Source organism: Candidatus Poriferisodalis sp. (assembly GCF_965208925.1).
Lineage (GTDB): Bacteria > Actinomycetota > Acidimicrobiia > Acidimicrobiales > Poriferisodalaceae > Poriferisodalis.
Genome location: NZ_OZ242364.1, coordinates 1,435,120 through 1,458,552, shown reverse-complemented (window position 1 = coordinate 1,458,552; position 23,433 = coordinate 1,435,120). Strand labels below are relative to the sequence as shown.

23 protein-coding genes are annotated in these 23,433 nt (G+C 67.7%); 5 read left to right on the top strand and 18 right to left on the bottom strand.

Annotation, left to right across the window (positions count from 1 at the left end; genetic code table 11):
* Positions 1–69 precede the first annotated feature (69 nt).
* The gene (locus ACOGI5_RS06530) at positions 70–1,437 is read left to right on the top strand and encodes a protoporphyrinogen/coproporphyrinogen oxidase (protein WP_419863618.1); all 1,368 of its coding nucleotides are present in this window, start codon (positions 70–72) and stop codon (positions 1,435–1,437) included.
* On the opposite strand, the gene ACOGI5_RS06525 is transcribed toward ACOGI5_RS06530, so the two are convergent.
* Genes ACOGI5_RS06525 through ACOGI5_RS06505 form a run of 5 tightly spaced genes read right to left on the bottom strand, consistent with a single transcriptional unit; the run spans position 1,434 to position 7,011 of the window.
* Positions 1,434–2,831, bottom strand: coding sequence for an amidase (locus ACOGI5_RS06525; protein ID WP_419863617.1), 1,398 nt, complete (start codon positions 2,829–2,831; stop codon positions 1,434–1,436). The two genes, ACOGI5_RS06530 and ACOGI5_RS06525, sit on opposite strands and share 4 nt — an antisense overlap.
* Positions 2,824–3,585: an SDR family NAD(P)-dependent oxidoreductase gene (locus tag ACOGI5_RS06520; protein ID WP_419863616.1), complete on the bottom strand. Its 762-nt coding sequence runs from the start codon at positions 3,583–3,585 to the stop codon at positions 2,824–2,826. Before ACOGI5_RS06520 ends, ACOGI5_RS06525 begins: the two co-directional genes overlap by 8 nt.
* Positions 3,585–4,598 carry an LLM class flavin-dependent oxidoreductase gene (locus tag ACOGI5_RS06515; protein ID WP_419863615.1) on the bottom strand — a complete coding sequence of 338 codons (1,014 nt, stop codon included), beginning with the start codon at positions 4,596–4,598 and terminating at the stop codon, positions 3,585–3,587. The genes ACOGI5_RS06520 and ACOGI5_RS06515 overlap by 1 nt, the downstream gene beginning before the upstream one ends.
* Entirely contained in the window at positions 4,595–5,389 is a 795-nt protein-coding gene (locus tag ACOGI5_RS06510; protein WP_419863614.1) for an alpha/beta fold hydrolase, read from the bottom strand. The genes ACOGI5_RS06515 and ACOGI5_RS06510 overlap by 4 nt, the downstream gene beginning before the upstream one ends.
* A complete protein-coding gene (locus ACOGI5_RS06505; RefSeq protein ID WP_419863613.1) occupies positions 5,386–7,011 on the bottom strand; it encodes an AMP-binding protein in 1,626 nt (541 codons plus the stop codon). The genes ACOGI5_RS06510 and ACOGI5_RS06505 overlap by 4 nt, the downstream gene beginning before the upstream one ends.
* A 92-nt stretch (positions 7,012–7,103) precedes the next feature.
* Here ACOGI5_RS06505 and ACOGI5_RS06500 point away from each other — a divergent pair, with 92 nt between their 5' ends.
* Positions 7,104–7,778 carry a TetR/AcrR family transcriptional regulator gene (locus ACOGI5_RS06500; RefSeq protein ID WP_419863612.1) on the top strand — a complete coding sequence of 225 codons (675 nt, stop codon included), beginning with the start codon at positions 7,104–7,106 and terminating at the stop codon, positions 7,776–7,778.
* 61 nt (positions 7,779–7,839) lie between these two features.
* Here ACOGI5_RS06500 and ACOGI5_RS06495 read toward each other — a convergent pair whose 3' ends face one another.
* From ACOGI5_RS06495 to ACOGI5_RS06465, 7 genes are all read right to left on the bottom strand, one after another.
* Entirely contained in the window at positions 7,840–8,553 is a 714-nt protein-coding gene (locus ACOGI5_RS06495; RefSeq protein WP_419863611.1) for an ABC transporter ATP-binding protein, read from the bottom strand.
* Positions 8,537–10,345 (bottom strand): branched-chain amino acid ABC transporter ATP-binding protein/permease, encoded by a 1,809-nt coding sequence (locus ACOGI5_RS06490; RefSeq protein WP_419863610.1) that lies wholly within the window; start codon positions 10,343–10,345, stop codon positions 8,537–8,539. The genes ACOGI5_RS06495 and ACOGI5_RS06490 overlap by 17 nt, the downstream gene beginning before the upstream one ends.
* Entirely contained in the window at positions 10,342–11,223 is an 882-nt protein-coding gene (locus tag ACOGI5_RS06485) for a branched-chain amino acid ABC transporter permease (RefSeq protein ID WP_419863609.1), read from the bottom strand. Before ACOGI5_RS06485 ends, ACOGI5_RS06490 begins: the two co-directional genes overlap by 4 nt.
* A 33-nt stretch (positions 11,224–11,256) precedes the next feature.
* On the bottom strand, positions 11,257–12,720 hold the full coding sequence (locus ACOGI5_RS06480) for an ABC transporter substrate-binding protein (RefSeq protein ID WP_419863608.1): 1,464 nt from the start codon (positions 12,718–12,720) through the stop codon (positions 11,257–11,259).
* A 182-nt stretch (positions 12,721–12,902) separates the two neighbouring features.
* Positions 12,903–13,382 carry a GNAT family N-acetyltransferase gene (locus tag ACOGI5_RS06475; RefSeq protein WP_419863607.1) on the bottom strand — a complete coding sequence of 160 codons (480 nt, stop codon included), beginning with the start codon at positions 13,380–13,382 and terminating at the stop codon, positions 12,903–12,905.
* Between the two features lie 66 nt (positions 13,383–13,448).
* A complete protein-coding gene (locus tag ACOGI5_RS06470; RefSeq protein WP_419863606.1) occupies positions 13,449–13,763 on the bottom strand; it encodes a type II toxin-antitoxin system PemK/MazF family toxin in 315 nt (104 codons plus the stop codon).
* On the bottom strand, positions 13,750–13,971 hold the full coding sequence (locus ACOGI5_RS06465; RefSeq protein WP_419863605.1) for a toxin-antitoxin system protein: 222 nt from the start codon (positions 13,969–13,971) through the stop codon (positions 13,750–13,752). Before ACOGI5_RS06465 ends, ACOGI5_RS06470 begins: the two co-directional genes overlap by 14 nt.
* Before the next feature lie 217 nt (positions 13,972–14,188).
* Between ACOGI5_RS06465 and ACOGI5_RS06460 the strand changes: the two genes are divergently transcribed.
* Positions 14,189–14,479 carry a hypothetical protein gene (locus ACOGI5_RS06460; protein WP_419863604.1) on the top strand — a complete coding sequence of 97 codons (291 nt, stop codon included), beginning with the start codon at positions 14,189–14,191 and terminating at the stop codon, positions 14,477–14,479.
* On the top strand, positions 14,476–14,892 hold the full coding sequence (locus tag ACOGI5_RS06455) for a hypothetical protein (RefSeq protein ID WP_419863603.1): 417 nt from the start codon (positions 14,476–14,478) through the stop codon (positions 14,890–14,892). Before ACOGI5_RS06460 ends, ACOGI5_RS06455 begins: the two co-directional genes overlap by 4 nt.
* Before the next feature lie 24 nt (positions 14,893–14,916).
* Here the strand turns inward: ACOGI5_RS06455 and ACOGI5_RS06450 are convergent, their stop codons facing one another.
* On the bottom strand, positions 14,917–15,450 hold the full coding sequence (locus ACOGI5_RS06450) for a hypothetical protein (RefSeq protein ID WP_419863602.1): 534 nt from the start codon (positions 15,448–15,450) through the stop codon (positions 14,917–14,919).
* 207 nt (positions 15,451–15,657) lie between these two features.
* On the opposite strand from ACOGI5_RS06450, the gene ACOGI5_RS06445 reads away from it, so the two are divergent.
* Positions 15,658–15,897 carry a superinfection immunity protein gene (locus ACOGI5_RS06445; RefSeq protein ID WP_419863601.1) on the top strand — a complete coding sequence of 80 codons (240 nt, stop codon included), beginning with the start codon at positions 15,658–15,660 and terminating at the stop codon, positions 15,895–15,897.
* Positions 15,898–16,436: 539 nt separating this feature from the next.
* On the opposite strand, the gene ACOGI5_RS06440 is transcribed toward ACOGI5_RS06445, so the two are convergent.
* From ACOGI5_RS06440 to ACOGI5_RS06420, 5 genes are all read right to left on the bottom strand, one after another.
* Positions 16,437–17,441 carry an oligopeptide/dipeptide ABC transporter ATP-binding protein gene (locus ACOGI5_RS06440; RefSeq protein ID WP_419863600.1) on the bottom strand — a complete coding sequence of 335 codons (1,005 nt, stop codon included), beginning with the start codon at positions 17,439–17,441 and terminating at the stop codon, positions 16,437–16,439.
* Positions 17,438–19,366 (bottom strand): dipeptide/oligopeptide/nickel ABC transporter permease/ATP-binding protein, encoded by a 1,929-nt coding sequence (locus ACOGI5_RS06435; protein ID WP_419863599.1) that lies wholly within the window; start codon positions 19,364–19,366, stop codon positions 17,438–17,440. The genes ACOGI5_RS06440 and ACOGI5_RS06435 overlap by 4 nt, the downstream gene beginning before the upstream one ends.
* The gene (locus ACOGI5_RS06430) at positions 19,363–20,346 is read right to left on the bottom strand and encodes an ABC transporter permease (RefSeq protein ID WP_419863598.1); all 984 of its coding nucleotides are present in this window, start codon (positions 20,344–20,346) and stop codon (positions 19,363–19,365) included. Before ACOGI5_RS06430 ends, ACOGI5_RS06435 begins: the two co-directional genes overlap by 4 nt.
* Before the next feature lie 75 nt (positions 20,347–20,421).
* Positions 20,422–22,080: an ABC transporter substrate-binding protein gene (locus tag ACOGI5_RS06425; protein ID WP_419863597.1), complete on the bottom strand. Its 1,659-nt coding sequence runs from the start codon at positions 22,078–22,080 to the stop codon at positions 20,422–20,424.
* 237 nt (positions 22,081–22,317) lie between these two features.
* A complete protein-coding gene (locus ACOGI5_RS06420) occupies positions 22,318–23,322 on the bottom strand; it encodes a LacI family DNA-binding transcriptional regulator (protein WP_419863596.1) in 1,005 nt (334 codons plus the stop codon).
* Between the last annotated feature and the right edge of the window lie 111 nt (positions 23,323–23,433).

Genomic DNA, 23,433 nt, shown 5'->3' with positions numbered 1-23,433 from the left:
CACTGTCCGGCGCAGCCATAGCGTTGAGTCACTGCGGGCGCCTACGCCAGCGAGAAAGGAGCCCGTCGCATGAGCACCGAGCGGGTCGTGATCGTCGGCGGGGGCTTCGCCGGGCTCAGCGCCGCCTACACGCTGAAGAAGCGGGGCATCACTCCCCTGCTGCTCGAGGGTTCCGAGCGAGCCGGCGGGCGCGGCAAGGGCGAGCAGGTCGACGGTTTCTCGGTGGACATGGGCGCCTTCGTCTTCACCGCCACCTACGACACCGCCTTCCGCATCTGCGACGAGCTGGGCCTGCCGCTGGTGCGCTCGCAGATGAAGTTCGGGCACCTGCGCGGCGGGCGCTGGGTGACCACCACGCCGGAGGGGTCGCTGCGGAGCTTCGTGCGGCAGCTGCCCGCAGCGGCAGCCATGGGCTTCCTGTCGCCGTCGGGGTTCCGGGCCGGCACCAAGGTGATCAGCCAGATCCGTCGCCAGACGGACTACATGAGCTTCGCCAGCGACAGCCCCCTCGCCGAGATCGACGACGGCGAGAGCTTCGGCGACTACCTGGAGCGGCTGGGGGTGCCCCAGAAGCTGCAGGTGACGCTGAGCGGGCCGCTCAAGATGATCTTGGGCGATCCGGCGCCGGCCGGCCAGGCGCTGATGCGGGCCTACATCGGCGAGACGATGCTGAGCGACGGCGAGGTGTTCATGCCTGAGCGGGGCATCGGCTCGCTGAGCGCAGCGCTGGCCGCCGAGTGCGCCGAGGTCACTCGGGTGTCGGCGCCCGTCAGCAGGATCGTCGTCGCAGACGGAACGGCGACCGGCGTGGTCGCCGGCGGCGAGACCATCGAGGCCGACGCGGTGATCTGTGCCGTGCCGGGCACGAAGGTCGCAGACTTGGTACCCGAGCTGCCCGCGGCGGTTCGCCAAGCGCTGGGCACGGTCAGCTACTCGACCGGCTGCCGGGTGGTGATCGGCCTCGACCGCTCGCCGCTGCCCGCGGGCTGGCATGGCGCGATCTACGCAGAAGACCGCGACGCCCCGCTGCTGATGGACCGGTCCAAGTTCCTGCCCGCGTGCGCGCCGCCGGGCCACAGCATTCTCGACCTGCTCATCGGGCGCGTCCGCGCCAAGGAGCTGTTCCCGCTGGACGACGAGACGATCAAGCACGAGCTGCTGAGCGCCGCTCGCCGGAACGCGCCGCCGGGCTCCGCGCTCCCCGGCGATGACGAGGGCCTGTTCTTCCGCGTCTACCGCTGGCCCGAGGCGCTGTGCATGGGCGAGCCCGGGATGCTCGCCGCGCTGGCGGAGGTGCCCGGCCAGCTTGCGGGCAGCATCGACGGCCTGTTCCTGACGGGCGACTACATGGGCATCCCGTCGGTCAACGGCGCCCTGTCCACCGGCGAGAGCACCGCCAACCACGTCGCCGACCTGTTGGCCGCCCGCGCGAGCTAGAAGCTGTCGCCCCCCGTGCAGGAGGCGAGCGCGCGCAGAGCCGATGAAGCGAATGGACGCACGTCCAGCACCCCTTCGAGCTGTTCGGCGACGGCCAGCAGCTCGTGGTCGCATCCGTGGCGTCCGACGAGCTGGATTGCTGCCGGCAGTCCGTCGACGAACCCGACAGGCAGCACCACCGCGGGATGGCCGGAGACGTTGAAAGGCACGGCGAACGGGAAGGCGCCCCACAGCTTCGACACGGGCTCGCCCGCGATGGCCGCCGGCCGGCATCCGAGCTCGAACGCGGTGGTGGCCGTGGCGGGGGTGGCGATCACGTCGTAGTCGCCGAACCAGCGGTCGACTCGCTCGCGGTACGTCACCAGCGCAGTGCGGGCCGCCGAGACAACAGCGGGATCGAGTCGCTGCGCTGCCTCGAGAGACCGGCGGCAGTACCAGGTCAGCTCGTGGGGGCCGTCCAGCAGGTGACCGCGGCGCTCGCCCTCGTCGGCCAGCACCAGCGGGCCGAAGATCTCCTCCCAGCCGCCGAGATCAAGATCCACCGGGTGCACGTCGTGCCCGCACGACGCAAAAACCTCCACCGCGGCAGCGGCCGCGGCGCCGATGCCGGCATCGATCGGGCGGCCCTCGGGCCTGGCACACCATGCGACACGGCGAGGTTCCGCGTCGCCGGGGGCATCCCGGTCACTGTTGCCGTCGGAGAGCACCGCATGCATGCGGCGTGAATCGGCGACGCATCGCGCCAACGGGCCAGCAGAGATGAACGGGCTGAACGCACGGAACCCTCGCTCGTCGTGGACGGTGCCGTAGGTGGGCTTGAAGCCCACGAGGCCGCAGAACGACGCAGGAATGCGAATGGATCCGCCGCCGTCCGACCCGAGGCCGAGGGTGCACATGCCCGCCGCAACCGACGATGCGGCGCCGCCGCTCGAACCGCCGGCTGTGCGGAGAGGATCGAAGGGATTCGCCGTGTCGGCACCCAGCAGGTTGTCAGTGGTGGCCGATTGGCAGAACTCCGGAACGTTGGTCTTGCCGACGAAGACGGCCCCGGCACGGCGCAGCCGGCGAACGGCACCCGAGTCGTGCGGCATCACGTCGTCGGCGTGCGCCAGCGAACCGAGCGTGGTGACGTGACCCTCGATGTGAAAGGCGTCCTTGATCGACACCGGCACGCCGGCGAGGGGGCCGGCAGTGCCGTCGCGATACGCCGCCTCTGCGGCGACCGCCTGGCTGCGGGCGAGCTCCGCGGTGGTGAGGACGACGGCGTTCAGCAGCGGGTTGACCTGGGCGATGCGCTCCTGCGCCTGTTCGCAGACCTCGACCGGTGACAGCGCGCCGCTGCGGTACGCATCGATGAGCTGATGCACCGGCCACCACAGGGGTCCCTCATCCACGAGCCGACACGCCGCCCGAGACAGTGAACACCTCGCCGGTGATGTAGCCCGACTCGTCCGACGCCAGCAGCGACACCATGGCCGCGACATCGTCGGGTTGCCCGATGCGACCCAGGAAGGCCTTTTCGATCAGGTAGCTCTTGAAGAACTCCTCCGGATAGATCTTGCGCAGGAAGTCGTTGTAGATCAGGCCCGGTGCGATTGCATTGACACGCACGCCGTGGCTGCCGTTCTCGGCGGCGGCGACACGGGTGAGCGCGAGGACGCCGGCTTTGGCAGCCGAATATGCGGCGCCGTGCTCGGCCGACATCTCCCAGGCGGCTATCGACGAGATGTTGATGATCGAGCCGCTCCCGGCGGCGATCATGTGGGGCAGCGAGGCCCGCATGCACACGAACGTGCCGGTCAGGTCGACGTCGAGGCAGCGCTGCCACGTGTCGGTGGACATCTCGGCCACCGGCTCGATCTTCGACCAGCCTGCGTTGTTGACCAGCACATCGAGCCTGCCCTTGGCCGCAGCGGCCTCCTCGATGACGGCGTGCACCTGGGCATGGTCGGTGACATCGAGGTGGTACGAGCTGACCTGCCTGCCCACTTCGCCGGCGAGCGTGTCGGCGAACTCGTGGCACCGGCGCTCGTGAGCGTCGGTGACCACCACATCGAAGCCGTCATGGGCGAGCCGCCTCGCCGCTGCGGCCCCGATGCCGGCGCCGGCGGCTGCGGTCACCAGCGCCACTCGCTGTTCCGTGGTCATCAGCCTTCTCCCTCTGCGTCGACGTTGGCGATGAGGTCGTCGGCCAGCTGCGCGAGACGCTGCTCGCGACCGCCCGACAGCAGCGCGAAGGTGATCCGGTCGATGTCGAGCTGCCAGAGCTCACGGATCCGTTCGACGCAGGTGTCGCGGTCGCCCGCCAGCGCCACTGACGTGACGAAGTCGTCGGACACGATGTGCTTGTGCTCCGCCTGGAGCGACAGGTGGTCGACGAGGCCGTACGCGCCTGCGGCGCGCTCGAACTCGGGGCGGAATCGCTCCCACGCAGGCGGCATGCGCTTCCACGGATGGAAGGTGGCCGCCTGGCTGACGGCCCAGGCCCTGACGTCGCCGAGGGCGGTCTGGCGGTCATCGTCCATGGACATGGTGACGAACAGGTCGACGGTCAGCTCCGAACGGTCGCGACCGGCTGCCGCCAGTCCCTGGTGGATGAACTCGAGCTGCCACATGCAGAACTCGGGGTCGGCGGCGCCCATGAGCACGACGCCGTCGCACGTCTGTGCGGCGAGCTGCAGCATGGCGGGCTGGGACACAGCCAGATAGATGGGGACTTGCCGCGTCGCGGTGGCCAGGCGCACCTGGCTGCCGTAGAGATCGCATGGCTCGCCGCTGAAGAGCTGCCGGAACTCGTCGATGCCCGAGCGCAGCTCGGCCAGCTTGGACGGTGCGCCTCCGGCACCGAGCACCGCTGACCATCCCGCGCCGAGACCCAGCACGGCGCGGCCGCCGGACAGCTCGTCGACTGCGGCGGTGGCGTTGGCGGTGACGGTGGGGTGGCGGGTGACCAGATTGGTGACGCCTGCCCCGATGAGCACCGTGTCGGTGGAGAGCGCTGCCAGGTTCATGGCGGCGTACACGTCCTTCATGCCGAGCTGGAAGTCGATGAACCACAGCGCCTCGAAGCCTCGCTCGTCGATGGCGCGGGCCAGCTCGGCCGTGCGGCTCAACGGCTCGCGAGGGCTCACGCCCATGGAGATGCCGTAGCGACGCTTCATGCTGATTGCCTCTCACCCAGGAGCCTGGCGATCAGGGTGCCGTAGGCGCCGGGCTGGTCCACGGAGATCAGGTGGCCGGCGCCGGCTATCTCGTGGTACCGGCTGCCGGTGACACGTTCGGTGATGATGTCCGATGCCCTGCGGGGGCAGAAGACGTCGTCCGATGCCCCGATGACGTCCACGGGAACCTCGACGTTCTCGAGCAGCGGGTTGAGCGGCTCGGCCCGCAGGCCGATCATCGCCTTGGCGGCGTTGATGTAGCCGCTGCCGTCGCCGATGGCGGCCAGTCGCCTCGCGGTCACGGCGTCGATGTCTGACTGGGTGACGATCTGGGCGGCCGTGTCGTCTCGCAGGCCTGCGGCGAAGGCGCCCGCGTCGCCGGCTTCGAGCTGGGCGATGCGTCCCGCGAAGAACTCGGCGGCAGCCGAGCCGACCACCGACGAGGTGGCCACCGCGATCAGATGGCTGATCAGGGTGTCCGCCGCCGTCGCTGCCCGCAGCCCGATGGTGCCGCCCAGCGAGTAGCCGACCACTGCGGCAGGGCCGGTCACGTTGCGCAGGAACGCGTCGAGGTCGCCGCTGAGCTGCGACAGCGCGCCGGTGCCCTCGCCGGCTGTCGTGCGGCCGTGGCCGCGCAGGTCAAGCGCGTAGACGGTGAACCTGCCGAGATGGCCGGCGATGCCTTCCCAGGACCGATGGTCTTCGGCCAGTCCGTGCAGCAGCACGACGGGCGGTCCCGAGCCGTGCCGGGCGTAGTTGACCGTGATGTCGCCCAGCTCGACAGTGCTCATCGAACCGTCTCCCTGTCCGGGCCGGCGCTGCTGCCGGGCGTCGTCTCAGCGGGCTCGCCCGCAGCGACGAGCTCATCGCGGAGCTGCTGCTTGCGGATCTTGCCTGCCGCTGTGCGCGGGAAGCCGTCGACATGCACCAGACGCTCGGGCCAGCAGCGGCGCGGCAGTCCCTGTTCGGCGCAGAAGGCGAGCACCTCATCGAGGTCGAGCGGGATGCGGGCGTGGACCACTGCGCAGATGCGCTCGCCTAGCCGTACGTCGGGCCATCCGATCACGGCCACGCCGACCACCTCGGGATGGGCGGCGATCGCGTTCTCGGTCTCGACGGGCGAGATGTTGACGGCGCCGCGGATGATCAGGTCCTTGAGTCGTCCGGTGATCGATACGTAGCCGTCCGCGTCGATGCGGGCGAGATCGCCGGTCCGGAACCAGCCGTCGCCGACCATGTCCGCGGCGTACAGCTCGGGCTGGCGGTAGTAGCCGTTGAACACCCCCGGCCCGCGCATGACCAGCTCGCCGCTGCCTGCATAGTGCAACACCCCATCGGCCTCGAGAATGCGCAGTTCCAGCCCGGGCAGTCCCACCCCCACCGTGGTCTCGACCTGGCACTCGGTCGACGCCCGAACGCAGGTGGTGAGGCCGCCTTCGGTCATGCCCCACAGCGGGGTGACGAACGTGTTCGGCATCTCGGCGCGGCAGCGCCGGATGAGCGCGGGCGGCACTTGGGCACCGCCGCACAGGAAGCTGCGCATCGATGCCAGCTTGGGCTCGCCGGCTTCCCAGCGGGCATCGGCCAGATCCAGCAGGAACGGTGTCGCCGCCGCCGTGAACTCGGCCCCATGGCGGGCCACCAGCTCCAAGGCCGCCTGGGCATCCCATTCGTCTTGCAGGATGAGCGGCGCACCCACGAACAGCGACAGGCGGCAGCCGTGAATGGCACCGACGCTGTGGCCGAGCGGTGACGGCATGAATACCGGCGTGTGCTGGTTGAGATCGAAGCGCTCGGCGAACTGCATGTTGAGCGCGGCCAGCGAATCCTCGCTGTGACTCACGGCCTTGGGCGGCCCGGTCGTGCTTGAGGTGAACATGAGGTGTGCGGTGGATTCCGGCACGTTGTAGGCGACGGCCGGGGAGCTCAGTGGGCCGTCGGGCGCCAGCCGGCCCCCTTCCGCCACCGCCAAGGAGACTGGCCCGCAGGCCGCCGCGGCGGCGGCTCGCCGGACGGCGTCTGCAGGGCGGTTGCCCGAGCCCTGGCCGTTGCAGACGACCAGGGCCGGCCGGGTGAGCTCGAAGATGTGGCGCAGATGAGCCTCTGGCGTGGTGACAGGAGGCGTGGCCGGCACATGGCCCGCCCTCAGCACGGCCAGGAACATCACCATCCAGTCGGCGCAGTTCGGCAGCAGGATCACCACCGGCCGCCTGGCGGTCCCGGCGAGCGAGCGGATCTGCTCGGCAGCGGCGCCGGCGGCGTGCCACAGCTCCCGCCGTGACATGGCGGCGCCATCGCTGACCAGAGCGAGCTGGTCGGGGCCCTCGCCGACATGGGCCTCGAATCGATCGATCAGCCGGCGGCCCGTCCACCATCCGGCGCGGCGATAGCACTCCGCCCGGTTGTCGCTCACGGCGCTCCTCCGTTCGCCGCTGGGTCCGTCCCCGGGAGTATTGCAGGCTCGCCGGGTGTTCATTAGAACGACTTCGCTTTTGCTTTTAGTGCATGACCGATGTGCGGATAGGCTTGCCCGCTGCGAGCTACCGGGCCGCCGAAGCGATCATGGCCATTGAACCCACCACTCCGAAGGGTCGCCGGACACGGCAGACGATTCTCGACGCAGCATCGACGGTCTTCACCAAGGACGGCTACGTCGATGCCCGCATGAGCGATGTCGCGGCAGAGGCCGGTCTCTCGCTCGGCGGCCTGTACCGGTACTTCGAGAACAAGGAAGACCTGTTCAGCAGCGTGATCCGCGACATCCATGAGGAGCTCTTCAGGCGGAGCAGGTCGTCGACGCCGATCGGCGACGATCCTGAGGCCGCGCTGTTCGAGGCCAACCTCGGATACCTGCAGCACTACCGCGACAACAGGGGCGTGATGCGCGCCTTCATCGCGGCGACCACCGTGGAGCAGCGTTTCACCACGATCTGGTGGACGATGCGCGAGCGTCACGTGGCCCGGTTCGTGCATGCGATCGAGAACGACGACCGTGTCCGGCTCGACGGGCTCGACCCGGCAACGGTGGCCCGGGCCATGGCGTCGCTGGTCGAGCAGACCGCCTACACCACGTTCGCCCACGATGCGCTCAACACCACCACGGTGGACGTGAAGACGGTGGCGCGCATCGTGACCAGAGCCTGGTACCGGAGCTTCTACGGCGAACCGGACGGTGCCTGAGGGGATCGGGCAGGGCTCGCCGTCGTGGGCGCCTCGCCTCGGCGCAGGTCCGGCGAGCATCTCAGAGCTCTGAACCCAGGTAGGCGGCCGCCAGCCGCTCGTCGGCCAGCAGCTCCCGGCTGGTGGCCTCCAGCGCCACCTCGCCGGATTCGAGCACGTACGCCCGGTCGCAGACCTCGAGCGCCTGGTGGGCCCGTTGCTCCACGACGATCATGGCGGTCGTCTCGCTCTGCATCAGGCGCGTGACGCCCTCGAAGATGTCGTCCGCGGCGCGTGGCGCGAGCCCCATGGACGGCTCATCGAGCATGAGCAGCCGGGGGCAGGCCATCACCCCGCGCGCAACCGCCAGCATCTGCTGCTGGCCGCCCGACAGCGCGCCCCCGTCGCGGCCCCGCATGTCGGCCAGGGCCGGGAAGATCTCGAAGACGAGCTCGCGGCGCTCGTCGTGCCGGTTCTGCGCAGCCCTGCGGTGGCTGCCGAGCCGAAGGTTGTCGGCCACGGTCATCGACGCGAAGATCATCCGCCCCTGTGGCACGTGCACGATGCCGGCTTCGACTCGCTTGTGCGGCGCCTGGGCGAGCAGGTCCCGATCGTCGAAGCGGATCGAGCCGGAGTCGGGCACCACGGTGCCGCTGATGGCCTTCAGCAGGGTGGTCTTGCCGGCGCCGTTGGGGCCCAGGATGGCCACATGCTCGCGGGGGCCGACGCGAAAACCGACTGATCTCAGCGCGGGGATGCCGTCGTAGCCGGCGCACAGGTCACTGATCTCGAGCACGTTCCATCCATTTCGAGCCGAGGTACGCCTCGACCACGCGCGGGTCGGACACGACCTCGTCGGGTGAGCCGTGCGCAATGATGTGGCCGTCGTCGAGTGCCACCACCGATTCGGCGTAGCGCACCAGCGATCGGACCGAGTGCTCGATCACCACGATCGCCGTCTGCGGCGCAACAAGGTCGTCGACGATCTGGAAGAAGCGGAGACGCTCGGCCTCGTTGAGGCCTGCGAGCGGCTCGTCGAGCAGCAGCAGCTCCGGTTCGCTCACCATTGCCCGGGCCAGCTCGAGACTCTTGGTCTCGGCGACGGTGAGCGCGCTGAGCTGACCCAGTGCCTTGCCGGCGATGCCGACCCGCTCGAGCATCTCCATCGAAGCCTGCACCGGGTGCTGCACCGACGCGCCGATGGCGGCGACGACCACGTTGTCGAGCGGCGACATGAGCCCGAAGCCCTGCGGCACCTGGAACGTGCGGGAGATGCCGAGCTCGTAGCGCCGCGGGGCCCGGATGCGGTCGATCGGCACGCCCTTGAAGCGGATCCGCCCGGCATCGGCGCGCAGGTGGGCGGTCATGATGTTGAACAGCGTCGTCTTGCCGGCGCCGTTCGGGCCGATGATGCCGACCCGCCGTCCCGCATCAACGGTGAAGGACACGTCGGACAGGACGCGATTGGCGCCGAAGCTCTTGGCCACGCCGTCCACCTCGAGCACCGGCGCATCACTCGCTGAGGGCGCTGCTGCCGGGCGCCGGGGCCTGCGCGGCACCCTCAGCAGCGGCGAGGGCCGCGGCGACGGCGCCAGCACACGCTGCAGCAGCGGCCGGCCCGGCGACTCCGGCGGCGCCCCGAGCCGTGCTGCGAGCCAGCGGCAGGCCCATCCGGCAGCAGGCAGGATCCCTCGCGGCATCAGCAGCGCCACCAGCACGAGCGCGGCGGCATAGACCAGCTCTTGCGCACCGGGCACGGCCTCGCCGATCGAATCGTCCAGGAACATGGCCAGCGGGATGAGGAACGCCGCGCCGACGACCGGTCCCCACGTCATCCCGACCCCGCCGACGAACGCCACCGACAGCATGACGATGACAACGGTGATGCCGAAGACCTCCTCGGCAACCGTCACCCGCAGCACGGCCTTCACCCACAGCACGGCCATGGCCGCCGACAGCGCAGCGGAGATCATGAAGGCGGCGGACTTCCAGGCCACCGTCCGGATGCCCACGGCGCGGGCCAGCACCTCGTTGTCGCGGATGGCTCGCAGGGCGAATCCGAATGACGTCACGTCGATCAGCTCGCTGATCAGCAGCGCGACGATGAGCATCCCCAGGCCGACCCACACGTAGGTGTGCGCGTTGGAGAACTCCATGAACTTCCACTGATTCTCCGGGTGGAACGGCACCGTGAGCTCGGGCTCGCCGTAGTGGGAGACGAGCAGTTCCAGGATGAGCGGGAACGAGATGGTCGCGAGCGTGAAGTAGAAGCCCTTGAGCCGGAACGTGGGCAGGCCGATGACGAAGGCCACCGCCGCGGCGGCACCCATCCCGATGGCCATGCCGGTCCACGGCGACATCCCGCCCTCGCGCAGCAGCACGGTGAAGCCGTACGCGCCGATGCCGACGAATGCGCTGTGGCCCAGCGAGATCTGCCCGGCCTTGGCCATGAGATTCCAGGCCACGCCCGCGAGCGCCCACACGACGGCGAGAGTGAGCACCCGCACATGGAACCGCTGGTACAGCCAGCCGTTGAGCAGTGCCACGGCCGCGATCAGCACGACGAACGGGATGAGGCGTCGTGTCATATGGCTCGCTGGACCTTGCCGAACAGCCCGTTGGGTCGCACGTACAGGATGAGCAGGAACAGCGCGAACACCCAGACGTTCTTCACGGCTGCCGAGGTCCACACCTGCGACACGGACTGGATGATGCCGATGAGCACCCCTCCCACGAAGGCGCCGCTGACGCTGCCGAGGCCGCCGAGCACGACGGCGGCGAACATCACCACCACGAACCGCAGGCCCACGAATGGCGTGATGCTCTGGAACGTGACGAGGGCCGATCCCCCGACGGCGGTGAGCGCCACGCCCACGCCGAACGCGATGCGGTTGGTCCGGTCGATGTTGATGCCCATGTAGGTGGCGGCTTCCCAGTTCTCCGACGCGGCCCGGATGGCGCGGCCGGTGCCGGTCCGGTTGAGGAACAGGAACAGCAGCGCTGCGACCAGCAGCGACAGCCCGAAGGCGTACAGGCGCGCCCGGCTGATGAAGATGTCGCCGATGAAGTCGCCCTCGTTGGCGTAGGACGGCGCCACGACGCGTGGCTCCGAGGAGTACCTGATGAGGATGAGGTTCTGGAAGATGAGCCCGAGGCCGATGGTGAGGATGACCTGGGCGTCGTGGTTCTCGTGCCGCCCGATCACAAAGCGGATGAAGAGCCAGTGGACCGCCATGCCCAGCAGCAGGAACACGGCGAAGACGCCCGGCATGGCCAGGAACGGGTCCATGCCGATGCCGCCCGCGAACAGCGCCCACGACAGGTACATGGCCAGCATCATGAAGTCGGCCTGGGCGAAGTTCACCACCCGCATCACGCCGAAGATCAGCCCGAGCCCTGAGGCCAGCAGCGCGTAGACGCCCCCGATGAGGATCCCCGGGATGAGGAACTGCAGGAATTCAGTCATCTAGGCCGCTCAGGCGGCGCCGCGAACTTCGCGTTACTCCCAGACAGGCTCGCAGATCGCGAACTCCTCCGGATAGACGGTGCACGGGATCAGCCTCCCGTCCACTTCCTGCCATTGGGCCAGCACGCCGAAGTGCTGGTCGATGCGACCGGACGCACTGAAGCTGATGGCCGACGCCGGCATGAGATCCACCGCCGGGCCCTGGGTCAGCTTGACGGTGTTGAAGGCCTTGGCGACCGCAGCCGGCGACGGATCGCCGGACTGCTCCAGCACGGCGGCGATGAGATGGACCACGAAATAGCCGCCGATGTGATCCTGGCGTGCGTAGGGCTGGTCGATCGCGGCCGCCAGCTCGTCGAATGCGTCGCTGCCCGCCAGCGGGTTGGCGTAGACGAAGGTGGACAGCCCGGCAACCTCCGGGCCCAGATCGGCCCACGCGGGCAGCAGGCCCTGCCCGCCGCTCTGGATCACCGGTGCGGTGACGCCACGTGCGATCAGCTCGTTCTGGAGGGCGCTGACGTCGCTGAACGCGAATGCGAGGTTGAAGATGACGTCCACGTCGGCGTTGGCGATCTTCGTGGCCACACCCGAGGGGTCGTCGAGCCCGCCGGGTGCCCACGTGTCGGTGACGGCAACCTCGATGCCCCGCTCGGCGAACTCGGCCTTGAGTGCCTCCTGCAGCGGCACCGCTGCAGCCGATGTGGAGCCCACCACTGCCACGGTCTCCATGGTGATGCCTGCCTGGTCGAGTCCGGGCTGGATGGCGTCGAGGACGAGGCCCTTGATGGCCGATGCCGGCGGCGAGTAGCCGAACACGTGGGTGAAGCCCTCGCGGTCGGTGACCGAGTCGGCGAAGCTCTCGGTGACGAACGGGATGCCGGCTCGCTCGGACACCTCGGTAGCGGCCAGGCTGAACGACGACAGCCACGATCCGGCGATCGCCGACACGTCGGGCTCGTCGTCGAGGAGGCGCTCGACGGCGGTGGCTGCCTCTTCGGCGGAACCGCCCGCGTCGTAGATGGCGAGCCGCAGCGTGGCATTGCACAGCGACTCGATGCCGCCGGCCGCGTTGATGTCCTCCACCGCTTTGCTGGCACCGGCGATCTCGGCGCTGCCGACGAAGGCGAAGGTTCCCGACATCGGCCACACCGTGCCGATAACCACCTCGTCGACGCAGTTGCGATCATCGACCGCTGCTGCGGCAGCGGCCTGTTCGGCTTCAGCCTCGGCGGCTGCGGCGGCTTCTTGGGCTTCGGCAAGCTGCTTCTCGAGATCGGCGACGACCTCTGGGTCGACGCCTTCAGCGGCCTGGGCCTCGGCCAACGCAGCCTCGGCGGCTTCGGCCTTGGCAGCGGCCTCCTCGGCGTCCGCCTGGGCGGCTGCCGCGGCGTCCTGTGCCTCTTGGAGGGCGTCGGCGTCTGCGGTCGAGTCCGTGTCTGTGTCGCTGGCGCACGCAGCCGCGAGCAGGCCGGCGACGGCGAGCAGAAGTATCAGCAAGCGCCACTTCGTTGCGAGTCGCGTTCTGTTGCGGGGCCGGGTTCCAGGCATAGCCGCTCCTTGGGCCTCCAGGGCCGGCCTCCGGCAGCTGCATTCGACCGGCCGAGATCGATGTGCGCCCGACACTATGCAGCCCCGGACCGCAAGTCAAGAGACTGATATCGCTTTTTTTATAGCGCTCGCTATTGGACCGACAGCAGGAGCGTCAGAGCTTGACCGGACTCTGTCGGCGCATCCGCCGCGCCGGCCGGACGAAAGCCTGCAGCCTGGTAGAGCGCTACCGCGGCGCTGTTGGCAGGAAACACCTCGAGCGAAATGGACTCAAGCCCGAAGCCTCGGGCCCATGCAAAACCGGCTGCAAGCAGTTGCTCTCCGTACCCCCGACGACGAAAGGCAGGGGCTACCCACATGCCCCAGACGACCGCTTGCGCCTCGATTGGGCCCTGGCCGATGCCCATCATCGCCTCGGCACGGCCATCAATATCGACCACGAAGACCGCACCAGGCCGGCCGGCGAAGGTTGCAAGCCGACTACGCCAGGTCGCGTCATCGAACGAGGCCTCGCGTTCGTAACTCGATTCGAACGCTGCGGGGTCGCACGCCAGCGCCCGCAGCCGAACGGACCGGTAGACGTCCACCTCCGACGCATGCAGCTGCCGCACGACCACTCCTCGCAAAGTACTGAGCCGCCCGCCCGAAGCCCAAGCCGTTTCCGGCGGGTGGCTCGCTCAAAGTCCGATCAGGTCGGCGATGAGTTGGCGGATCTGTCGCAGCGCGACGGGGCCGATGTTCGTGCCCGTCGCCTCGACGACGCGGTCGACGCTGAGCGTCGTGGGCAGGTGCGCCTGGGCGACACCGAAGCCGGCGACGTCGACTTCGCTCAGCCATCCCCGCTTCGTGGTCGTGCACGGGACGACCACGATTGCGTGCTGTCGAAACTCGAGCACATCGTCGGACGTGATGACGATCGCCGGTCGCACGTACCCCGGCTCGCCCCTCGCCGGTGTCCCGAAATCGCAGCGGAGGATGTCACCCGCTTGCATCGGCGACATCGTTCGCTGACGCATCGAGCACGGCTTCGTCATCGGGATCGAGCGGCATACTCGCGAGCTGAGCCCCGATGATGCGTCGGCGCTCCCGCCGGATCAGCTTCTCGATCTGCGCATCGAACGTGAGCCCCTCACGATCGGCAAGCTGACGCAAGGCATCCCGAGTCCGTACCGAAACCTTAATGGTAGTCGATTCAGGCATACCGATGAATATACTCACCGCGCTCTCCGGCTCGTCTCTCACGCCTGCAGCTGCCGCACGACCACGCCTCGCAAAGTACTGAGCCGCCTGATCATCCCCCAATTCGTTTCCGACGGACTCCATCTGCTGGCACCAACCAACCGAGCCTGTGCTCCGGTGCGGTCTTGGGCCTCAAAATCCCTGAGGTGTGCGCGTATCTTTGGAACTACGTTCACACGTGTCCGGTGGGGCGGCAGTCGAATCCTCATCGGCGTGGGGAATGTCCATGGTCACTCAGGCGCTCAAGAACTTCGAAGCGTACGAAGCGCGTCATCGAGCCGAACTCGAACCTGAGCACAACGGCAAGGTCGCGCTCATGCACGACGAGGAGGTCGTCGGCATATACAGCGACTGCGAGTCTGCGTTCGCCGCCGGCATGAAGACGTACCGAAGAGGCGAGTTCTCCTTTCAAGAAATCGGTGCAGAGCCAGTGTTCGTGAGCGCGCTCGGCCTCGGTGAAGCAGGGTGAGCGAAAGGGTCATCGAGATCCAGCAACGCCAGATCGTCACCGAGATCGAAGTAGCCATGGCAGTGCCCGGAGAAGGCGGGAAGTTCACCGGGCTCATCGACACTGGCACCCAAGAGTCGGGCATATCGGAGCGCGTGATTGAGCAGCTCGCGGCAACGGCACAGCTGGCGCCGGACACCTACAAGCGAGTCGCCTCACTCGGACGCGCGGGAGTCAGGACTCCCGCCTTTCGATTGTGGATGGGACTGCGCTTCGACAGTCCCGGAAGCCAGTCAGGCTTTGGAGGAGGCTTCGGCACGTTCTGGCAGATTCCGAGCCGGCCAGAAGGCTTCGACGTGCTTGTCGGCATGGACATCATCGAACGCTTCGCCGTCAAGATCGACAGAGGCACCTGCACTCTCCAGCGACGATGAGAGGGCGGCGTCGAGGGTGACTGACTAGTCCACTTTCGCTTCGCCAGCGGACTGAGCGGACTGTTTCATCTTGTGGGCCAATATGCGTGCACTGATCACGGTGATGATCCCGCACAGCAACACATACAGCGCGACCGTGAGATTGCTCACGGGTGGAAAGGCCCACTCCAGAAACTCGGGCACGATCACGGGACCCAGCACGCACGCCGGGAAAAGCGAGCACCAACTCGCCACCCAGTAGCGGCGCGGCAACGCCCTGGCAAGCTGACGGGGTCGCAACAGGAGCCGCCAACGGCCGGGTCTGCTCTGCTTTTCTTGCCTCGCCGCCTCCGGCGTGATGATCAAGGCGTACAGCAGCAGATAGACGGCGCTGATCGTGGCTGTGCTGATGATGACGTCTCGCAGACGGTGACGATGGAACTCCTCAATGCAGACGAGTACCGGCTGCTCCGGACTGCCTTCGACGGGCACGCCGTCGACCGACTTCCATCCCATCGTGCAGTGCTCCAGCGGATGTGCTCCGGCCGGGACGGCGAGAACGAACACCGAAGCCAGCACAGCTGCGCCCGCGACCAGCCTGCCAATGACGATTCTCACCGGCGGTCGCCCTGACATCTCCGACAACCTACGGCGACTGAGCGCCACATAGCATCGACGTAGGCCATTCCGCTGCGGCAGGTCATCATGGGCCGATAGGCGCACCACGCCGCCGATCGCTCTAGTTGTCCACACAGCAGCGTGGCATCCGCCGACAGAGGGGATCGCATGTCGCTTCTGGCGAATCTTGACGGCGTGAACTTGTGGGTGGTGGCGCTTGTCCTGTTTGTGGCAGGGTGCGTGTATCTCCTGCCGTCAGTCGTGGCGGCGTCGACGCGGCACCGGCACACAGCCGCCATCGCCGCCTTGAACGTCCTGCTGGGATGGACGATTGCCGGCTGGCTGATCGCGTTCGTGTGGGCGCTCGTGAATCCGGTCAGAAGACCACAAGGGCACGCCACCAGATAGCCCTGCGGCAGCTGCCGAGTCTGGTGGGGAACTCGCTTGGCGGGCCGCGTACGTTCAGAATCAGGCGAGACGTGCGCTCAAGTCGGCGAATTCAGCTCTCGAGACCCATTTCCGCCTAGGTGGCGAACACATGGGGTCTCCGATGGCCAAGGGATCTGGTGGGATCTTGGCCAGTCGCTTCGTTCCTGGTCAGCCCGGGCGAATCGCAGCCGGAGCTCGAATCTCCACATTGGCCCGATCAGGGCATTTCCGCTGGTCACAGCGTTGCGTGGAGTCGATCGGCTAGGCCACAGGTGCACAACACGCGCTCTCGGGGAGCCAATTCGGGGTCAAAATGGCCGATTTCAAGGGTTCTGAGCTCCCCCAGGCGATAAAAGTCATGAGTTGGCTTCGGTTTGCTGTTCGACGTCGCTGAGGCCGGACCGCTGTGGTGCAACGTGAGCAGCGAGCTGTTGGGGTGATTTACCCAGGGCTGTGCGGAGGCTGTGGGGTCGTCCTCCGCGCGCTGACGCTGAGATGCACCGCTGAATAGCGGCTGGTCAATCAGAGAGTTCCTCGGTCCATTGGGGATAGAGGTGGCAGGCCGCCTTGCGGCCGGGGGCGATTTCACGCAGCGGCGGTCGGGACTCATGACACTGCGGCTCGGCGAAGGGGCAGCGTGGGGCGTAGACGCAGCCCCGAACCGGTGCGGCCGGTTCGTGATCGGTCGCCGTGGGTGCTGCCTGCTGTCGCGCGCGCTGGACTACCGGATCGGCTACGGGGCTCGCCCGCAGCAGGGCATTGGTGTAGGGATGCGCGGGCGCAGCGGCGACCGCTCCGGTGGGTCCCGATTCCATGACCTGACCGCGATAGAGCACTGTCACCTCGTGGCAACAGTGGCGCACCACGGCCATGTCATGGGAGATGAACAGGTAGCTGAGCTGCCGCTCCTCCTGCAGGTCGCGCAGCAGGTTGAGGATCTGCGCCTGCACCGAGAGGTCGAGTGCGCTGACGGCCTCGTCGAGGATCACGAGCTCGGGCAGATCGATGATCGCCCGGGCGATACAGATGCGCTGCAGCTGGCCGCCCGAGAATGCGGCGGGGCGACGATGCGATGCAGCGGGGTCGATGCCGACGGCTTCCAGCGTGGCTGCCACCCGATCCGTCATCTCGGCTCGGGTCGAGATGCCCCGAGAGCGAAGTGGTTCTTTGAGGCTCCAGGACACCGGGTACCCGGGATTCAGCGATCCAAGAGGGTCTTGGTACACCGCCTGTACGCGTGCGGGGAGCCTTCTACGCACGGAGGCCGGCAAGTCGACGATGTCGCGACCGCCGAATCGGATGCTGCCCCCCGAAACCGGTGCCAACCCCAGGACGGCCCTGCCGAGCGTCGACTTGCCCGCACCAGATTCGCCGACCAGCCCGGTGGTTCGGCCACGCTCGACGGTTGTCTCCACGCCGTCGAGCGCCACGATCGGTCTCTTGTGGCCGCGCGTCCGGTAGCGCACCGTCACGCCGGAGACGTCGAGCACTGCATCGCGCGTCGGGGTTGACTCGACGTTCACGGCAGCACTCCCTCGCTCACCAACTCCGCCGAGCGGACACAGCGTGTGAGCGAGCCTGTGTCGGCGATCTCAAGGCTCAACGAGGCCGAGGTGCACCGGTCGGTGCCGTAGGCGCACCGGTCGGCGAACCGGCATCCCCGAGGCCACGAGCCCGGCGGCGGAACGCGCCCGTCCACTGCGGGCAGCCGCTCGCCCGGCGCAGCCGTCGACGGGTCGGCCGAAATCAAGGCAAGCGTGTAGGGGAAGCGCGGCCGGGCGAAGGCCGTGTGTATGTCCGCCTGCTCGACAATCTGGCCTGCGTACATGACCGCCACCCGATGGGCCATGTCAGCGACCACACCCCAGTCGTGCGTAATCAGCAGGATCGCCAGCCCATCGGTGCGCTGCAGGTCGCGCAGCAGCGCCAGAATCTCGGCCTGCAGGGTGACATCGAGGGCCGTCGTGGGCTCGTCGGCAATCAGCAGTCGCGGGCGGCCCGCAATGGCCAGTGCGATGGCGGCTCGCTGGGACATGCCGCCCGACAGCTCATAGGGGTACGACACCAGCACCCGACCGGGCTCGGAGAGCTTGACCTGTTCGAGGAGTTCGAGTGCCCGGACCGTCGCTGCCTTGCGTGGCATGGGCTCGTGGCGGCGGATTGCCTCACGCAGGTGACTTCCGACCGTGTGGGTGGGATCCAGGCTCGCCAGCACATGCTGGGAGACGAAGCCGATGCCGCGGCCGCGCACCTCGCGGTATGGGCCTTGGTCGTCCGGCGTCAGCCGGATGCCGCCGAAACGCACTTGGCCCGATGTCGCAGCGATGCCGGGCGGCAGCAGTCCCATAACCCCCAGTGCGGTGATGGACTTCCCGCAGCCCGACTCCCCCACCAGAGCGAGCGTCTCGCCCCGGTGCACCGCGAACGTGACCCCGGTCACCAACGGCAATGGCACCTGTTGGTTGAACGCTGCTAGTGAAAAATCGCGGACCTCGAGCAGACCATCAGAGCTCGACGGCTCCAGCGCCGCTACGCCGCTGGTGGAACCCACATGGGTGTTGACGTCCTTGGATACCGGGGCGCGGCGCCGATGATGCCGCTGAGCGGGTCCGGTTTCTCCAGCGGCCACATCACGCAGCGCATCTCCCAGTGCCCCAAGCGCCAGCACCGTCACGGCGATCGCAACGCCGGGCGGGATCAGCGGCCACGTCGCCCTTGAGATCACCCGCGACGCCTCGCCGATCATGGCGCCCCACGTGGGATGCGAACCGCTCTGTAGCAGCCCGAGGAAGGACAGGGCCGCCTGGACGACCAGACTGATTCCGGCGAAGACCGACGCCTGCGCGAGCACGGGCCCCATGATCCGGCGCAGCACGTGTGTGCGCATGATCCGCGCCGGTGGGACACCGGAGACCTGCGCAGCCGTAACGAACAGTTCCTCGCGCACGGCGAGCGTCGTGCCGCGGGCCACTCGAACTAGTCCGGTCGAGGCCAGCAGTCCCAACGTCACCATGGCGGCGAGCACGCTGGACCCAAAGACGCCGAGCACGACCAGGATCACGATGATTGCCGGGATGGACTGGACCAGCTCGACGAATCTGCTGATGGCGGCATCGACAGCGCCCCGCCTGTAGCCAGCGAGAATGCCGAAGCTGACGCCGACGGCGAGGAACACCGCCAGCGCCTCGGCCGTTGCCACCAGCGATGGCCGGATGCTGTAGATCAGCTGGCTGAGCAGGTCCCGGCCGAGCGTGTCGGTGCCCAGCCAGTGCGCGCTCGACGGTCCGCTCAGCACGTCGCGGAGATCTTGCTGGCCGTGTGGGAACGGAGCGATCCAGCCGGCACACAGGCCCACGATGATGAGCAGCAAGAGGTATGCGGCCGACGCTGCACCCCACCGATGGCGACCGCACACGGCCCACGCCCGGCTCATCGCGCCGGCTTTCACGCAGCCTCCGTCGTCCATCGTGTCGGTGCGCGTCGCGCCGCAGACCGCAGCCTCGGATCCAGCAATCCGTACGCACAGTCGACGAGCAGATTCGCTGCGATGACGAGCAGCGTGAAGTACACGACGATGCCTTGGATGACGGGCAGATCTCGGGTGCCTGCTGCCTCGACGGCGGCGCGGCCCAGCCCGGGCAGCGCGAACACCGACTCGACGGCCACAGTTCCGCCCAGTGCACCGATGAACACCAGTCCGACGACGGTGATGATCGGGATGGCGGCGTTGCGCAGCCCGTGACGGCACGCGATCGAAGCCTCGCTGAACCCGGCCGCCCGCAGTGTCCGTACGAAATCCTGACCGAGCGCGGTCGAAAGTGCCTCTCGTGCCTGACGTGCGACGATCGCTGCGGCCGGCACCGACAGCGTGGCGACCGGCAACGCCAGCGAACGCAGCCACGCCCCCGCTCCATCACCGAAGTTGACGTAACCCGTGGGAGGGAACCAGCCCAGGTGCACGGCGAACAGCACGATGAAGACAAGTCCCAGCCAGAAGTCAGGGATCGCCAGCCCACCGATGGAGAATCCGTCGACTGCGCGCCCGAGGCGACTCCCACGCGCCCCGCCGATGCCGATTGCCACGCCGACGACCGTTGCGACCAGCACAGCGCCGCCGATCAGCGACATCGACGGCACCAGCCGGTCGTTCAACTGCGATGTCACCGGCTGCCGATTGATCATCGACGTGCCGAGGTTTCCTTGGACCGCCCCGCCGAGCCACGTGCCGTACTGGGACCACACCGGACGGTCGAGACCGAGGTCTTCCCTCACCTGTTCAAGCTGGGCTTCTGTGGCGTTGCGGCCTGCGAGCGACACTGCCGCATCGCCCGGCAGCAGCGCCACGAGAACGAACGACACCGCGGTCGCCGCGAACGCGAGTGGTATAGACCACGCCAGCCGGCGCGCTGCGAGCCGGAGGACCGCCATCGTCTCCGTGCCTAGCCGATGGGAACGCAGCGAATGGGCGCTAGACGGCGGTCGCTGCGGTCGCGCCTGCCTCCCTCACTCGGGGCGGATGTCGGCCAAGGTCGGGATTGACGAGTTGGCACTGGTGGCCTCGATGCCGGTTAGACCCTCTGCGAGATACCACGGAAGGGGTGAGCCCATGACCGGCAGCACCCAGGCTTGGTCGACAAGCCGGGCATTGATGCGTCGCTCGACATCGGAAGTGTCCCCCACGGTGGCGAAGTACTCGGCGTACAGCGCGTCCAGCTCGGGATCGACTGTGCCGAATGGGTTGAAGGGCCCCGCCGGGTTAATGAAGAACGACTGGTATGTCTGCATGTTCGACACCCCATAGAACATCGCCACCGCGGGGTATTGCGCCGAGACCAAGCCCGTGAAATATGCCGTGGGATCGGCCACAGTGGTGCGGTCGAGCGTGACGCCCACCTCGGCGAGCTGACCGGCGACCGCCTGCGTCAAGATGTCGAGGCCGATGATGCTGGCATCGAGCACCCCGATGGTGATGCCGTCGCCGTAGCCGGCCTCGGTGAGCAGCGCTCGGGCTCGGTCGGGGTCGTAAGCGTTCAGCGCGTCGAGCGCAGGATCGTGCCCAGGCTGACCGCTGAGCGCGTATTGACTGAGAGCGAAGCGGCTGTCGCCGAGCAGCGCTGCAGCAACGGCCTCGCGGTCGACTGCATGGTTCAGCGCCCGGCGCACACGCACGTCCCCGAGCGGCCCTGATACAACGCCATCGCGGTCCACCAGGTTGATGCCAACGATGGACATCGGTGCACCGATGACTGTGATGCCCCCTTCGGCAGCAGCAGACATGGTGGTCGCGTCCCCCTGCGCGGCTTGCAGCTGACCAGCCCGGATCGCCTCGATGATGGACGACGAGTTGGGGATCACGCGCACGATGACCTCGTCCCAGTGAATGCGGGCGGGATTCCAGTAGTGCGGGTTCGGAACGAAGGTGTACGTATCGTTCGGCGTCGACTCCTCGGAAACGAGCATGTAAGGACCCGCGCCGGCAGTTCCGAGATCGAGCGTCTCAGGTGTTTCGAGCGCGGCAGAGCTGATGACGTTGCCGACACCGGAACCTTGGGCGAAGAAGAAACTCATGCCGGGATCGGGCGTGCTGAGCACCAAGGCCACCGAGCGCGGACCGGTGATCTCGATGTCGGTGACTGACGCCAAGGCTTGCGCCAAGGCTGTCGGTTGCGAGCGCACGTACTCGAGGTACGTCTTGAGCGCCCCGGCGTCGAGATCAGTGCCATCGCTGAACTTCACTCCCTCGCGAAGTGTCAGCTCGTATCGCATGTTCTGGTCGTCCGTGTACCCGAACTCGACGGCAAGGTTGGGGGCGAACGAGCCGTCCGGCTGCATGATCACCAGCGAGTCGTAAGCCCACTGATAGAGCGCTCCGAACGCTGGATCGCCGATTCCGGGATTCAGACTGGGAGGCGCTCCGACGACCCCGAACGAGAGTGTTCCTCCGCCGCCCAAGACCGGCGCTTCCTCTCCGGGAGCAGCGAGCTGGTCCTTACTTGGCACCGTTTCCGTTGTCGATTCGGTGCTGCCTTGTTGGGACCCCTCACCGCCGGACGATGCGTCCTCGCTGGACGGCGCCGTCGCGGCCGTCGTCTCAGCACCGTCAGGTGCCAGAGAATCATCCCCCGCGGCATCCCCGCCGGTGCCGCAGGCTGCGAACAGCATCGCCACCGACGCGAGCGCTGTAGTCCAACGCAGCGACCGCCGATTCGAACGTGGCCTTCGACCAAGCAGAGCCAGATGCGTCCCCATGAATCCCCCTTCGCATCCACGTGGTGGCTGCCGGACTCCCGACAACACTTACTCGTGTAAGTATCCTATGCCTGCCATGCAGGTTGCGTCAAGACACGAGTCCCGACGTGCTGCCGCCGGCCGGGATGATCTACGCCGATGCTCGGTCGATCAGTACAGCCGGCTCGTCGAATCCCGCTCCATAACCTGCAGCACCGGCGGCGGGTACCGCACCGTCGCGTCGGGATCGCGAACGGCCGCTTGAACGCAAGCAGCCAACGCTTCTCCGAGCTCTGACATCGCCCCCGTCACCGAACTCAACGAAGGAGTTGTGGCACGCGACGCCGGCACGTCATCGATACCGATGACCATCACCTCGCTAGGCACGCGGACGCCCGCGTCCACTAGGGCGCTCAGGATCGGCAACGCGTAGTCGTCGTTGTAGCCGCAGATCGCGTCGCAACCTGCATTCACCCAGCGGCTCACCTCGTACCGGACCGAACCCGGAGATGACTCGACCGTCTCGAAGCGATGCCGAACGTCGGCGCTCGCAGCGACGGCCCCGAGTGCCGGTGGCAGAAGCGGGCTCTTGGAGCTCTCGTAGTACTGGGACGGCGCGGCGTACACGATGTCTGTCGCGCCACGTTCGATGACGTGTGTCAACTGCAGCTCGCGGGCCTGAACGCTGATGAGATCCATGGCGCTGAGATGGCTGGGCACGTCAAGGTCGGCCGACACCCGGGCGATGCCGGCTCGGGACATCTGCACCACAGCGGCATGGTCGGCCGGGAGGATGAGATCCACAAAAGCAGCAGGGCCTAACCGCAGCCAGGCGTCAGCGGCCTGCTCGGGTGTCGGGTACATGGTCGCGTCCGAGACCAGCGTGAACCCTTGACGATCGAGTGCGGCCGAACAGGCATTGATCACATTCGCGAACACATGCGACAGCGGCGCGTCACCGAGCGGGAACAACACAATGTCGCTGCGCCCGAGCCGCAGTGCCCTCGCGCTCCGATTGGGCAGATATCCCAAGCGCTCGGCCGCCTCGAGCACCTTGCGACGCGTCTCATCGCTGATGGTCTGGCCAGGCGTGTTGTTCAGCAAATAGCTCACCGTCGCCCGTGACACGCCGGCCTCGCGAGCCACATCGGCGCTCGTGACACGTTTCACTGCCACCTCGCCCGCATCGTCCTTGAAGGCGTTAACTTAATCGAGTAAGTACAGCGCTCTGCGTCGCAGCCCGCGCCCGTCGACTGAGAGGAACTGGGCATGCATCCTCATGACCCC